Raw genomic sequence first — 11,650 nt, forward strand, 5'->3', positions numbered from 1 at the left:
ACCAAGGAGGGAGCCACGTGCGCGTCATCGTCATCGGAGCCGGTGCCATCGGTGCCGCGAGCGCCCTCGCGCTCGCCGAGGCCGGAGCCGAAGTGGTCGTCGTCGACCGAACGGGCGTCGCGGCCGAGACCTCGAGCCGCTGCGAGGGCAACATCCTCGTCTCCGACAAGGGACCTGGCGCCGAGGCCGAACTCGCGATCGTCGCGAACCGCGCCTGGCGAGACCTCTCGGCCCGGCTCGACGCCGACCGCGGGCCGGGCCAGCCGGCCACCGAGTTCGAGGCGAAGGGCGGAGTCGTCGTCGCGTTCGACGGCGGAGCCGAGGCGCTCGACGCCTTCGCCGAATCTCAGCGCCGCATCGGCATCCGGGCCGACGCGCTCGAGGCCGACGAACTGCGCACCCTCGAGCCGCACCTGAGCCCGGCGGTGGCTCGCGGCATCCACTACCCTGACGACGCGCAGGTGCAGCCGAGCCTCGCCACCCAGGCCATGCTCGCCCGTGCCCGGCGACTCGGGGCCGAGCTGCGCATCGCCGAGGTGATCGGGCCCGTCCGCTCCGGGCGCCGGCTCGCCGGGATCGTCACGCCCGAGGGGGCGATCACCGCAGACGCGGTCGTGAACTGCGCGGGGCCGTGGGCCGGGGAGGTCGCGGCGCTGCTCGGAGCGCGCCTCGACATCCGCCCGCGCCGCGGTGCGATTCTCGTCACGACGCCCATGCCCCAGCGGGTGTTCCACAAGGTCTACGACGCCGACTACGTGAGCGCTGTCGGATCCTCGAATGCCGCGCTGCAGACGTCGACCGTCGTGGAGTCCACGCCGGCCGGCACGGTGCTCATCGGCTCGAGCCGCGAACGCGTCGGCTTCTCGCGCGAAGGCACGCTCGCGCCGATCGCCGAGATCGCCGGGAAGGCGACGCGGCTGTTCCCGTTCCTCGCCGACACGATGCTGCTTCGCAGCTACGTCGGGTTCCGCCCGTACGCCCCCGATCACCTGCCGGCGATCGGCGCCGACGGCGACGTGCCCGGGCTGTTCCACGCGGCCGGCCATGAGGGCGCCGGCATCGGGCTCGCGCCGACGACGGGCGAACTCGTCGCGCACGCCGTGCTCGGCGCCGTGGCGCCGACCGATCCCGAGCCGTTCCTGCCCACCCGCGCGAGCTTGACGGAGGCGGCGTGAGCGTGCGCATCCGGGTCGACGGAGCCGAGGTGGTCGGTCGCGACGGCCAGACCATCGCCGGCGTGCTCATCGGCGCCGGCCGGCGCAGCTGGCGCACCGCGGCGGGCGCCGAGCGCGGAGTGTTCTGCGGCATCGGCGTCTGCCAGGACTGCGTGCTCACCGTGAACGGCGTCGAGGGCGTGCGCGCCTGCCAGCGCACCGCGCGCGACGGCGACACCGTCGAACGGGAGTCGCGATGAGCCGTCGGGTCGTGATCGTCGGAGCGGGGCCGGCCGGCCTCGCCGCCGCTCAGGCCGCGCTCGCGCACGGGGCCCACGTGACGCTGCTCGACGAGGGCGAACGGGCCGGGGGTCAGTTCTGGCGCCATCATGACGAGCTCACCGACCGGCGCATGCAGCACCAGTGGGCACGGTTCGAGCGACTGCATGCCGCGCTCGAGCGCGCAGGCGACCACGCGACCGTGCACCGACAGGCCAGCGTTTGGCGCATCGAGACCGAGGGCGGCATTCGCGTGCACGCGCTCGTCGGCCCCGCCGACGCGGCGGCACGCACTGGGCTCACCGTCGAGGCCGATGCGCTCGTCATCGCGACCGGCGCCCACGACCGCGCCCTGCCGGTTCCCGGGTGGACACTGCCCGGCGTCGTCACCGCCGGCGCCGCGCAGGCGCTCGCCAAGCGCGACGGCGTGACGCCCGGCGGGCGCACGGTCGTGGCCGGCGCCGGGCCGTTCCTGCTGCCGGTCGCCGCGAGCATCGCGATCGCGGGCGGCGAAGTGGCCGAGGTCGTCGAGGCCGTCGGCCTGCGCAGGCTCGTGCGCGGCTGGGGGCGGTCGCCGTGGCAGCTCGCGGGAGCGGCCGGCAAGGCCGGCGAGCTCGCCGAGTACGTCGGCGGGCTCGTGCGTCGCCGCACACCGTACCGTCTCGGCAGCGCCGTGACGCGTATCCACGGCGAGCGCGCCGTCGAGGCGGTCACCGTGCAGCGCGTCGACGCCCACTGGCGCCCGATCGCGGGAACCGAGCGCACCGTCGCGTGCGACTCGGTCGCGCTCGGGCACGGCTTCACGCCGCGACTCGAGGCGGCCATCCAGGCCGGGTGCCGGATCTCCTCGGCCCGGTTCGTCGAGGTCGACGAGCGTCAGGCGACGAGTGTCGCCGGGATCTTCGCCGCTGGCGAGGTCACCGGCATCGCCGGGGCCGACGCGGCGCTCGCCGAGGGCGAGGTCGCGGGGTTCGCGGCTGCTGGCGGAACCCTCGACGATGCGCGCATCGCCGCGGTGCTGCGCGCGCGCCGTCGTCTGCACGCGTTCGCCGATCGGCTCGCCACCCACGAGGTACGACGCGGCTGGACCGCCTGGCTCGACGACGACACGATCATCTGCCGCTGCGAGTCGGTCACGAGGGCGCGCATCGCCGAGTACGCGGATGCCTCGAGTCGGGGCTTGCGGCTCGCCACGCGTGCCGGGCTCGGCGCCTGCCAGGGTCGCACGTGCGGGCGCACGGTCGAGCAACTGGTCGCGGCGCCCGTCGACTTCGACGCGCGTCCGGTGCTCTCGTCGGTGCGGATCGGCGAACTCGCCGCGCTCGCCCCGAACGGGGGCGCTTCCACCCCTTCCGTCGGACCCGAGCCATCCGGTAGTGTGTGATATATTACTAAACGTCACGCGCCGACGGAGCCGCCCAGGACTCCACCACCGACGCGCGCGACCCACCGCTTTCGAATCGAGCAGCCAGACGTCGCCGTCACCGGCGCACGCGACCAGAATGGAATCGAAATGACCGAACCGACCATGGACCTCGGCGGTGTCGTCGTCGCGACGACCCTCGCGTTCACGGAAGACCCGTCGGCGCCAGCGGGCCTCGCGGTCGACTACGACCGCTTCGGCGAGCACGTCGACTTCCTGATGTCGAACGGCTGCCGGGGCGTCGGCCCGAACGGGTCGCTCGGCGAGTACTCGTCGCTCACCGACGACGAGCGGCGCAAGGTCATCCAGGTCGCGGTCGACGCGGTCGACGGCCGGGGCATCGTCGTCGCCGGCGTGCACGGCGTCGGCAGCCACCAGGCGCGCCACTGGGCTGAGCTCGCCCGCGAGGACGGCGCCGACGGCGTGCTGCTGCTGCCGCCCACCCTCTACCGCGCCAACGAGGGCGAGGTCATCGCGCACTACGCCGAGGTCGCCAAAGCGGGCCTGCCGATCATGGCCTACAACAACCCGTTCGACACCAAGGTCGACCTCACCCCGAAGCTCGTCGCGAAGCTCGCCGAGATTCCCGAGGTGGTCGCGATCAAGGAGTTCTCGGGCGACGTGCGCCGGGTCTACGAGATCAAGGAGCTGTGCGACATCGACGTCATCGCCGGCGCCGACGACGTGCTCTTCGAGCTCATGGTCAACGGCGCGGTCGGATGGTTCGCCGGGTACCCGAACGCGTTCCCGCGCGAGGCCGTGGAGCTCTACGACCTCTGCATCCGGGGCGACTGGCACGAGGCGAAGGCGCTGTACGAGCAGCTCGTCGCGGTGTTCCGCTGGGACTCGCGCACCGAGTTCGTGCAGGCGATCAAGCTCTCGATGGACATCTGCGGCAACTCCTACGGCGGCCCGACGCGTCCGCCGCGCGGCCCGCTCAGCGACGAGCAGCGCGCCCAGGTCACCGCCGACACCGAGCGGGCCCTCGCGGCACTCGCGGCGCGCCGGGTGGCGGTCGCCTGATGCGTGCGCGCCGGGTGATCTCTGCGGTCGACAGCCACACCGAGGGCATGCCGACCCGGGTCGTGACCGGCGGCGTCGGCCCGATCCCCGGGGCGACCATGAACGACAAGCGGCTCTGGGCGATCGAGCACCTCGACGGGCTGCGGGGCCTGCTCATGAACGAGCCCCGCGGTCACGCGTCGATGTCGGGCGCGCTGCTGCAGGCGCCGACTCTCCCCGGCGCAGACTGGGGCGTGGTGTTCATCGAGGCCAGCGGGTTCCTGCCGATGTGCGGCCACGGCACCATCGGCGTGGCCACCGTGCTCGTCGAGACCGGCATGGTCGAGGTGACCGAGCCGGTCACCGAGATCCGCCTCGACGTGCCCGCGGGCCTCGTCGTCGCCCGTGTCGCCGTGGACGGGGGCCGCGCGAAGCACGTCACGATCGAGAACGTGCCGAGCTTCGTCGAGCGCCTCGACGAGGTGATCGAGGTGCCCGGATACGGCGAGGTGCCGTACTCGGTCGCGTTCGGCGGCAACTTCTACGCGCTCGTCGACCTCGACGACGTGGGGCTGCCCTTCGACCGGGCCCGCAAGGACGACATCATCCGCGCGGGCCTCGCGATCATGGACGCGATCAACACCCAGCGCCCGCCGCGGCACCCCGAGCTCGACGGCGCGAACCACGTGCACCACGTGGAGTTCATCGCACCCGGCTCCGACGCGGTCAGGTCGCGCCATGCGATGGCGATCCACCCCGGATGGTTCGACCGTTCGCCCTGCGGCACCGGCACGAGCGCCCGCATGGCCGAGTTGCACGCCCGCGGCGAGCTGGCGCTCGAGACCGACTTCGTGAACGAGTCGTTCATCGGCACGGAGTTCACCGGGCGCCTGCTGCGCGAGACGACCGTCGGCGGGGTGCCCGCCGTCGTGCCGACCATCACCGGCCGGGCCTGGGTGACGGGGCTGGGGCAGTACTTCCTCGACGACGACGATCCGTTCCCCGAGGGCTTCGTCTTCTAGCGGCATCCGCCGTTCGCCGCACATCCGCCGGTGCTTGCGGCATCCCCCGCGAATCATCCGTCTGACGAGACATCCACAGGAGAAGCCATGGACGCCGCCCTCGACCAGATCGCCGCCCGCGCCGCCGCGGCAGCGCGACCCTTCGCCCAGACCACGCCGCGCGCCCGGGCCGCCGCTCTCGTCGCGGTCGCCGACGCGCTCGACCAGAACGCCGCCGAGCTCATCGCGATCGCGATTCGCGAGACCGGCCTCACCGAACCGCGGCTCACCGGCGAGGTGCGCCGCACCAGCAATCAGCTGCGCCTGTTCGCCGAGGTCATCGTCGACGGTGCGTACCTCGATGCGCGCATCGACGACGCCGACCCCGAGTACGTGATCGGCCCGCGCCCCGACGTGCGACGCGTGCTCGAGCCGGTGGGGCCGGTGCTGAACTTCGCGGCGTCGAACTTCCCGTTCGCGTTCTCGGTCGCCGGCGGCGACTCGGCCGCGGCGCTCGCGGCCGGCTGCCCTCTCATCGTGAAGACGCACTCGGGGCACCCCGAGCTGTCGCGCCGCACGGGCGAGATCGTCGCCGCAGCGCTCGCGGGTGCGGGCATGCCGGACGGCGTCTTCCAGGTCGTCGCCGGCCAGCAGGCGGGTGTGGAACTCCTGAAGGACGACCGCATCCGCGCCGGCGCGTTCACCGGGTCGACGCACGTGGGCCGACTCCTGGCCGACATCGCCGCGTCGCGGCCGCGGCCCATCCCGTTCTTCGGCGAACTCGGCAGCGTGAACCCCGCGTACGCGACCGCCGGTGCGATCGCCGCCGAGCCTGACCTGCTGCAGGGCTTCCTCGGCTCGGTCGCAGGGTCGGCCGGTCAGCTCTGCACGAAGCCGGGATTCCTCTTCGTGCCCCAGGGCGCCGAGCTCGGCCCGGTGGGGGAGGCCGCGGCGACGGTGCCCGAGCATCGCCTGCTCAACCCCGGCATCGGCCGCGCCTTCGAAGAGCGGCGGGGCGCCGTGCTCGCCGCCCCCGGCGTGACCGTCCTCGCCGAGGGCGAGGTGCGGGTCGACGACGCGCAGCAGCGGTTCGCGACGCCCACCGTCGTCGAGGTCGACCTCGCAACGCTGCGCGAGCACCGCGACGACCTGCTCGAGGAGTCGTTCGGGCCGCTGTCGATCATCGTGCGCTACGCCGATGCCGACGAGCTGCCCGCCGTGCAGCGCGACCTCTTCCCCGGCAACCTCACCTCCACCTTGCACGCGAGCGAGGCCGAGCTCGCCGACGGTCGGCTCGCCGACCTCGTCGACGCTCTCGCCGAGACCAGCGGCCGCGTGCTCTTCGGCGGATGGCCGACGGGGGTGTCGGTCACCGGCGCCATGCAGCACGGCGGCCCGTACCCGGCGACCACGACCGACGCCACGAGCGTCGGCACTGCCGCGATCACCCGGTTCCTGCGCGGCGTCGCCTACCAGAGCGCTCCGCAGTCACTGCTGCCGGCGCCCCTGCGCGACGACAACCCGTGGGGTGTGCCGCAGCGGCGCAGCACCGCGGGTCGCTCGGCCGGCTGGGGCACCCTCACCGGCCACCACTGATGCCTTTTTCAGGAGTTTCGGGCCGTGTGCGCCCGATTCAGCGGCGTGTCGTGCCGCTCCGGCGTGATTTCTCCTGAAAAGCGCATCGGGGTCAGCGCAGGCTGAAGCCCGCGGCGAGGGGGTCGTCGGCGTCGAGCTCGAAGGCCGCGGTGCCGACCCGGTACGCCTGACCCGTCACCTCGGGCACGACGCCGTCGGCGGTGCGCTCGGCGACCCGCGCGGTGAACCGGGTGCCGATGATCGAGTCGTGCGTGAGCGTCTCGCCCTCGCCGAGCACGTCGAGGTGATCGAGCAGCGCAACCCGGGCGGCGGTGCCGGACCCGCAGGGGCTGCGGTCGACCTCTCCGTCGGCGAAGACCGTGACGTTGCGCTGGTGCTGCCCGGTATCGGTGCGGCCGAGGTCGTCGACGAAGATCGTGCCGTACACGCCCGAGAGACGGTGGTCGGCCAGCCTGGCCGCGGGGTGGTCGTTCAGCGCCCACTTGATCTCGCGTCCGATCGCGGTCAGGGCGGCGGTGTGCGAGGCGGTCACCTCGAGCCCCACGGATGCCGCGGCGAGCGTCGCGTACACGGCTCCGCCGAACACCAGGTCGACCTCGACCCGGCCGGCCCTGGTGTCGAGGGGGATGCCGGTCGCCAGCACCCGTGAGGCGACGTTGCGGAACACCACGGCGATGGTGCGCCCGCCCGACCTTTGCACGCGTGCCTGCACCCGGCCGCTCGGGACGTCGATGACGACGACCGCCTCGCCGTCGTCGGGTGCGGGCACGCGGCCGGTCGCGACCGCCCACGCGCCCAGCGCCATGGTGCCATGGCCGCACGCGGTCGAGAAGCCGTCCTTGTGCCAGAACAGCACGCCGAAGTCGGCGCCGTCGTCGTCGGGCGGCGTGAGGAACCCGCCGTACATGTCGTCGTGCCCGCGCGGTTCCAAGCAGAGGAACCGCCGCACCGCGTCGGCCTCGCCCGTGATCGCCTCGACGCGACGCTCGGCGACCGTGGCACCGTGCGTCGGCACGTCCTCGACGATGCGGAATGGCTCGCCGGCCGTGTGCCAGTCCTCGACGCTCCAGCGCATCAGCGCGCTCCGTTCCGCTCGGCGTCGTCGAGCGCGTCCACGAGTGCGCTCGCGACCGCGAGATCCTGCCAGCCCATGCCGCAGGTCTTCAGCACTCGTGGCCGGTCGGCCGCGACGGCCTCGGATCCGTCGATGATGCGGCGCATGGGTACGAGGTCGTCCCAGGCGAGGCATCCGTCATCGACCGCCATGATCACGTCTCCCGCCTCGGTGCGCGCGACCCGCTCGGCCTCGACGATGACCTGCGACCGGCCGAGCAGGGCGCCGGGCAGTTCGCGCCGATCGCGATCGTGCGAGCCGAGCGCGACGACGAACGCGTGGTCGGCCACGAGTCCGCCGTCGAACAGCGGCTCGCTCGCGGTGGTCGCGCACACGACGAGGTCGGCACTCGCGACGTCGTCGACCGAGCCGATCGCGATGTCGAGCCCGGGATGCGTCGCGGTGGCGGCGGCCACCGCCCGCTCGGCACGCGTGCCGTCGCGCCCGACGAACCGCACCCGGCGCAGGTCGCGGATCGCGGCCATCGCGTCCACGTGCCGAACGCCCTGCGGCCCGGTTCCGAAGACCACGAGCTCGGATGCCTCGGCCACCGCGGCGACATCGGCAACCGCCGCCGACACTGCCGGGGTGCGCAGGTTGGTGAGCTCGGTGCCGTCGAGGAGCGCGACGGGGGAGAGGGTCTCGGCGTCGATCAGGGTGTAGATCGCCTGGATGCGGTCGAGGCCGCGTGCGGGGTTGCCCGGTGCGACCGTCGCGAACTTCTGGCCGCCCCAGCGGCCGATCTCGGCGGGCATGAGCAGCAGTTGACCGTTCGTCACGTCGACGATCGATCGCGGCGGGTCGAGTTCGGGATCGAATCCCGAACGGAGCGCCGTCTGCAGCGCTCGGATGGCTCGGATCGGCGTCATGTGCTCGGCCACCGCGTCGCGGTCGATGAGTCGGATCGAGTCGAGGCTGCCCGTCATGCGCCCATCCTAGAGTGGTATGTCACATATCGCCCGCCGCCGCACGCTGCGAGGCATCCGCTCGATTGTCCCTCTCGGGCGAAATCTGCAAGAATGGTCAGTCGAGTTCCGCATCGCCCGACCCTCTATCCGGCCTGTGGAACACCATTGAGCTTCCGCCGAGTGTGCACCCCACGCTCACGGCTGTCAGTTCGCCCACCTCACCAGACCCATTCAGGAGAATCGTGGCTGTCAAGATCCGTCTCAAGCGGCTCGGCAAGATCCGTGCCCCGTACTACCGCATCGTCGTCGCCGACTCGCGCACCAAGCGCGATGGTCGTGTCATCGAGGAGATCGGCAAGTACCACCCGACCGAAGAGCCCTCGCTCATCGAGGTCGACTCCGACCGCGCGCAGTACTGGCTCTCCGTCGGCGCGCAGCCGACCGAGCAGGTGCTCGCCATCCTCAAGCTGACCGGCGACTGGGGCACCTTCAAGGGCGAGAAGGGTGCCAAGAGCACCGTCAAGACCGCCGAGCCGAAGGCCGCCTTCGAGGCCGACAGCGCCAAGAAGCCCGTCCTCAAGCCCAAGGCCGAGAAGCCGGCCAAGGCCGAGGTCGCCGAGGCCGCCGAGGCCGAGACCTCGGACGAGGCGTAAGCCTTGCTCCAGTCCGCGCTCGAACACCTCGTCAAGGGGATCGTCGATCACCCCGACGAGGTGCGGGTCGTCTCCGCGTCGAGCGCACGCGGTGAGGTCCTCGAGGTTCACGTGAACCCCGAGGACCTCGGCCGCGTCATCGGTCGCGCGGGCCGCACCGCCAAGGCGCTGCGCACGCTCGTCACCGCGCTCGCCGACGGCCGTCGGGTGCGGGTCGACGTCGTCGACACCGACGACTGACGTGGCGCGCTCTCCACGTCCCCAGCAGCTCCGCGTCGGGCGGCTGACCAAGGCCCACGGGCTGAAGGGCGCGATCAAACTCGAGCTGTACACCGACGACCCCGAGCGGCGGTTCACGCCCGGTGCGAACTTCTCGCTGCAGGTGCCCGAGACCTCGCCGTGGCACGGCCGGCACCTCGTCATGCGTGAGCTGCGCTGGTACAACGGGCACCCCGTCGGATTCTTCGATGGCGTCGACGACCGCACCGCGGCTGAGACCCTCGTGAAGGCGATCCTCTGGGTCGACGTCGACGAGTCCGACGAGACCGGCGAACCCGACGCCTGGTACGACCATCAGCTCGTCGGGCTCACCGTGCTGCGCGACGGCGTCGAGGTGGGCAGCGTCGTGCGCGTCGACCACTTCCCCGCCCAGGACCTGCTCATCGTCAAGGCTGCGTCGGGCGAGGTCATGGTGCCGTTCGTCTCGGCGATCGTGCCCGAGGTCGATGTCGAGGCCGGCACCCTCACGGTGACGCCGCCGGCGGGGCTCTTCGAAGAACTCGCCGACGAGGCATCCGACGAGGCCGTCGCCGGTGAGCCCGAGGTCGCCGCTGAGGCATCCGACGACGCCGCAGCGGCCGAGGCGGCCGACCGACAGGAGTAGTCCGCCGTGCGGATCGACATCGTCACGATCTTCCCGTCGTTCTTCGACGTGCTCGACCTGTCTCTGCTCGGCAAGGCGCGCGAATCCGGCCTGCTCGAAGTCACCGCGCACGACCTGCGCGACTTCACCCACGACCGCCACCGCACCGTCGACGACACGCCGTACGGCGGAGGCGCAGGCATGGTCATGAAGCCCGAGCCGTGGGGCGAGGCGGTCGACTCGATCGTGGGCGACGGGGCATCCGACGCCCTGCTCGTCGTGCCCTCGCCCGCCGGCGAGCCGTTCACCCAGGCGCTCGCACGCGAACTCGCCGCCGAGCAGCACCTGGTGTTCGCCTGCGGGCGCTACGAGGGCATCGACCAGCGAGTCGTCGACCACTACGCGACCCGCATGCGGGTGCGACTCATCTCGCTCGGCGACTACGTGCTCAACGGCGGCGAGGTCGCCGTGATGGCGATGATCGAGGCCGCCGGGCGACTGGTGCCCGGCGTGGTGGGCAATCCCGAGTCGCTCATCGAGGAGTCGCACGAGAACGGTCTGCTCGAATACCCCGTCTACACCAAGCCCGCCGTCTGGCGCGGGCTCGAGGTGCCGCCCGTGCTGCTGAGCGGGCACCACGGCAAGGTCGCCGAATGGCGGCACGAGCAGCAGGTCGAGCGCACCCGCCGGGTTCGGCCCGAATTGCTCGGCGACGAGCCGCACGCCGCCGGCTGAGCCGGGCGTGCGCGCTTCTTCACCTCGCCGAAACATCGGGGAGTGATCCGCGAAACACGCCGTGCATAGCGTCGAAACCGCAGGGACGGTCCCGGGTGAGAGGCGGATGCGGTGGTCGACGAGGCGAGGCGGATCGACACGGATCCGCGGGAACGCCCGCTGCGGCTGCTCGCGGTGACGCATGGTGTTCCCACGAGCCAGAACCGCACCGCGGTGATCCGGCTCGTCGATGGCGTGGCGTCCGCCCGGCCCGAACTCGACGTCTCGATCGCGTTCGTCGACGCCGCGCACACCGACGTCGCGTCGGCCCTCGTCGAGGGCATCGACGACCCCGCGTCGATCATCGTGCCGCTCGTGCTGTCGGCGGGCTACCACGTTCGCACCGGCCTCTCGCAGGGGCTCGACCGGCTCGCCCGCCGCGGTGCGTCCCTGGCCGACGGCCTCGGGCCCGACGAGCGCATCGTCGCCGTGCTCGCCGAACGCCTCGAACGAATGGGGCTGGCCGAGACCGACGCGGTCGTGCTCGCTGCAGCCGGCTCGAACGACCCGCGCGGGGTGCGCGAGTGCTTCGAGACCGCGAGACTGCTCGGCGCGAGGCTCGGGCGCGGCGTGACGGTCGGGTTCATCGCGGCCGCCAACCCGCGGCTTCCCGATGCGGTCGAGATGATCCGGGCCGTGCATCCGGGCAGCCGCATCGTCGTGGCGCCGTACCTGCTCGCCCCGGGCGTCTTCTACGACCAGGCCGCACAGGCGGGGGCCGACGCGATGTCGGCTCCGCTGCTGCTGCCCGACGAGCCCGCCGCGGATGAGCTCGTCGCGCTCGTGCTCGACCGGTACGACGAGGTCGCCGAGCGCGAACTGCTCGCCGAGGCGTAAGGCTCGGCGGCTCGAGCGCTCGCGCGTGTGCGCTCCGCGCGTGCGCG

The 11,650-nt window shown here is 72.4% G+C and carries 13 protein-coding genes; 11 read left to right on the plus strand and 2 right to left on the minus strand.

The features are described from left to right. Window positions 1-17 precede the first annotated feature (17 nt). The 6 genes from FLP10_RS15820 to FLP10_RS15845 all read left to right on the plus strand — a co-directional run bounded on the left by FLP10_RS15820 (window position 18) and on the right by FLP10_RS15845 (window position 6,455). A complete protein-coding gene (locus tag FLP10_RS15820; RefSeq protein ID WP_149161738.1) occupies window positions 18-1,175 on the plus strand; it encodes an NAD(P)/FAD-dependent oxidoreductase in 1,158 nt (385 codons plus the stop codon). Beyond that, window positions 1,172-1,414, plus strand: a complete 243-nt coding sequence (locus FLP10_RS15825; RefSeq protein ID WP_149161739.1) for a (2Fe-2S)-binding protein — start codon at window positions 1,172-1,174, stop codon at window positions 1,412-1,414. Before FLP10_RS15820 ends, FLP10_RS15825 begins: the two co-directional genes overlap by 4 nt. Then, the gene (locus FLP10_RS15830) at window positions 1,411-2,817 is read left to right on the plus strand and encodes an FAD-dependent oxidoreductase (protein WP_149161740.1); all 1,407 of its coding nucleotides are present in this window, start codon (window positions 1,411-1,413) and stop codon (window positions 2,815-2,817) included. The genes FLP10_RS15825 and FLP10_RS15830 overlap by 4 nt, the downstream gene beginning before the upstream one ends. Window positions 2,818-2,946: 129 nt before the next feature. Next, window positions 2,947-3,879, plus strand: coding sequence for a dihydrodipicolinate synthase family protein (locus tag FLP10_RS15835; RefSeq protein WP_149161741.1), 933 nt, complete (start codon window positions 2,947-2,949; stop codon window positions 3,877-3,879). Further along, on the plus strand, window positions 3,879-4,880 hold the full coding sequence (locus FLP10_RS15840) for a proline racemase family protein (protein ID WP_149161742.1): 1,002 nt from the start codon (window positions 3,879-3,881) through the stop codon (window positions 4,878-4,880). Before FLP10_RS15835 ends, FLP10_RS15840 begins: the two co-directional genes overlap by 1 nt. Before the next feature lie 87 nt (window positions 4,881-4,967). Beyond that, window positions 4,968-6,455, plus strand: a complete 1,488-nt coding sequence (locus FLP10_RS15845) for an aldehyde dehydrogenase family protein (protein ID WP_149161743.1) — start codon at window positions 4,968-4,970, stop codon at window positions 6,453-6,455. Between the two features lie 91 nt (window positions 6,456-6,546). Here FLP10_RS15845 and FLP10_RS15850 read toward each other — a convergent pair whose 3' ends face one another. Beyond that, window positions 6,547-7,530, minus strand: a complete 984-nt coding sequence (locus FLP10_RS15850) for a proline racemase family protein (protein ID WP_149161744.1) — start codon at window positions 7,528-7,530, stop codon at window positions 6,547-6,549. After that, window positions 7,530-8,495, minus strand: a complete 966-nt coding sequence (locus FLP10_RS15855) for an ornithine cyclodeaminase family protein (protein ID WP_149161745.1) — start codon at window positions 8,493-8,495, stop codon at window positions 7,530-7,532. The genes FLP10_RS15850 and FLP10_RS15855 overlap by 1 nt, the downstream gene beginning before the upstream one ends. A 224-nt stretch (window positions 8,496-8,719) precedes the next feature. Between FLP10_RS15855 and rpsP the strand changes: the two genes are divergently transcribed. From rpsP to FLP10_RS15880, 5 genes are all read left to right on the plus strand, one after another. Next, window positions 8,720-9,130 (plus strand): 30S ribosomal protein S16, encoded by a 411-nt coding sequence (gene rpsP, locus FLP10_RS15860; RefSeq protein ID WP_149161746.1) that lies wholly within the window; start codon window positions 8,720-8,722, stop codon window positions 9,128-9,130. 3 nt (window positions 9,131-9,133) lie between these two features. After that, on the plus strand, window positions 9,134-9,370 hold the full coding sequence (locus tag FLP10_RS15865; RefSeq protein ID WP_149161747.1) for an RNA-binding protein: 237 nt from the start codon (window positions 9,134-9,136) through the stop codon (window positions 9,368-9,370). Window position 9,371: 1 nt separating this feature from the next. Then, complete coding sequence (rimM, locus tag FLP10_RS15870) at window positions 9,372-10,013, plus strand: ribosome maturation factor RimM (protein ID WP_149161748.1); 642 nt, start codon at window positions 9,372-9,374, stop codon at window positions 10,011-10,013. Between the two features lie 6 nt (window positions 10,014-10,019). Next, complete coding sequence (trmD, locus tag FLP10_RS15875) at window positions 10,020-10,727, plus strand: tRNA (guanosine(37)-N1)-methyltransferase TrmD (protein ID WP_149161749.1); 708 nt, start codon at window positions 10,020-10,022, stop codon at window positions 10,725-10,727. A 111-nt stretch (window positions 10,728-10,838) separates the two neighbouring features. Further along, the gene (locus tag FLP10_RS15880; protein WP_246150055.1) at window positions 10,839-11,603 is read left to right on the plus strand and encodes a sirohydrochlorin chelatase; all 765 of its coding nucleotides are present in this window, start codon (window positions 10,839-10,841) and stop codon (window positions 11,601-11,603) included. Window positions 11,604-11,650: the final 47 nt, after the last annotated feature.

The organism is Agromyces intestinalis, assembly GCF_008365295.1.
Taxonomy (GTDB): domain Bacteria; phylum Actinomycetota; class Actinomycetes; order Actinomycetales; family Microbacteriaceae; genus Agromyces; species Agromyces intestinalis.

Excerpts from the sequence above, each read along its gene's own strand:
- FLP10_RS15835 (WP_149161741.1), top strand. The coding sequence starts at position 2,947 with ATGACCGAACCGACCATGGACCTCGGCGGTGTCGTCGTCGCGACGACC.
- FLP10_RS15855 (WP_149161745.1), bottom strand. The coding sequence starts at position 8,495 with ATGACGGGCAGCCTCGACTCGATCCGACTCATCGACCGCGACGCGGTG.
- FLP10_RS15840 (WP_149161742.1), top strand. The coding sequence starts at position 3,879 with ATGCGTGCGCGCCGGGTGATCTCTGCGGTCGACAGCCACACCGAGGGC.
- FLP10_RS15830 (WP_149161740.1), top strand. The coding sequence starts at position 1,411 with ATGAGCCGTCGGGTCGTGATCGTCGGAGCGGGGCCGGCCGGCCTCGCC.
- FLP10_RS15850 (WP_149161744.1), bottom strand. The coding sequence starts at position 7,530 with ATGCGCTGGAGCGTCGAGGACTGGCACACGGCCGGCGAGCCATTCCGC.
- FLP10_RS15845 (WP_149161743.1), top strand. The coding sequence starts at position 4,968 with ATGGACGCCGCCCTCGACCAGATCGCCGCCCGCGCCGCCGCGGCAGCG.